The organism is Micromonospora sp. S4605, from assembly GCF_003176715.1.
Classification (GTDB): Bacteria; Actinomycetota; Actinomycetes; order Mycobacteriales; family Micromonosporaceae; genus Micromonospora; species Micromonospora echinaurantiaca.
In genome coordinates this window covers 1-987 of sequence record NZ_QGSW01000160.1, presented here as the reverse complement: position 1 = coordinate 987, position 987 = coordinate 1, and the positions used below count along the sequence as shown (strand labels likewise).

The window sequence follows — 987 nt, the reverse complement described above, 5'->3', positions numbered from 1 at the left end:
CTAGACGAGTAGTTCCGATGTCAGGGGTCGATGTCTGGGTATGAAGAGAGGGCATCCAGGATCATGTTGTGACGCAAGACCTGGACACCCTCTTGACCGCACTGTACGTGAAGATCGACGACACCATCCGCACGCCCCGGTGGCGAGGCCGGCCACCGCTGCTCACCGACTCCGAGTTGGTCTGCCTGGCGGTGGCGCAGGTCTTGCTCGGTGCCCGCTCGGAGGCGCACTGGATCCGCTACGCCCGTGTCCACCTGGCCGGCATGTTCCCGTACCTGCCGCAGCGGCCGGGCTACAACAAGCGGCTACGCGCGGCGCTGCCGCTGGTCAAGAAGGTGATCCGGGATCTGGCCCGCGATAGTGACTTCTGGTTCGACAATCACTGGATCGTCGACTCCACCCCGGTCCCGTGCGGCATGTCCCGGCCCACCGTGCAACGCTCGGACCTGGCCGGCTGGGCCGGCTACGGCTACTGCGCCTCACACTCCCGGTTCTTCTGGGGGCTGCGGCTGTACCTGGTGTGCACCCCGACCGGGATGCCGATCCTGTGGGCCCTGGCCAACCCGAAGATCGGCGAACGCGAGGTCCTGGCCGCGATGCTGGAGGTCGAGGCCGGGGTGGTCGCTGAGCATCCGGGCATCCTGCTGATCACCGACAAGGGCTTCGCGTCCCGGGCGTTCGAGCGGGACCTGGCCGAGCAGGGCATCGAACTGCTCCGCCCGTCACGTAAGCGAGAGAAGGCCCGCTACGGCGAGCCGATGCTCAAGAAGGTCCGACAGTTGATCGAGTCGGTCAACGACACCCTCAAAGGCCAGCTCGACCTGGAAGAACACGGCGGACGGACCTTCACCGGCGTTGCCGTGCGGGTGGCCCAGCGTCTCCTGGCCATGGCTGCCGCCATCTGGCACAACAACAAGACCGGCGCACCCGTCACCCGGTCACTGATCGCCTACGACCACTGACCGGGATTCGGAACTACTCGTCTAG

1 protein-coding gene is annotated in these 987 nt (G+C 66.2%); it reads left to right on the top strand.

The window, feature by feature from the left end:
- Positions 1–68: 68 nt before the first annotated feature.
- Positions 69–962 carry an IS982 family transposase gene (locus DLJ47_RS11550; RefSeq protein ID WP_109900039.1) on the top strand — a complete coding sequence of 298 codons (894 nt, stop codon included), beginning with the start codon at positions 69–71 and terminating at the stop codon, positions 960–962.
- The last annotated feature ends 25 nt before the right edge of the window (positions 963–987 follow it).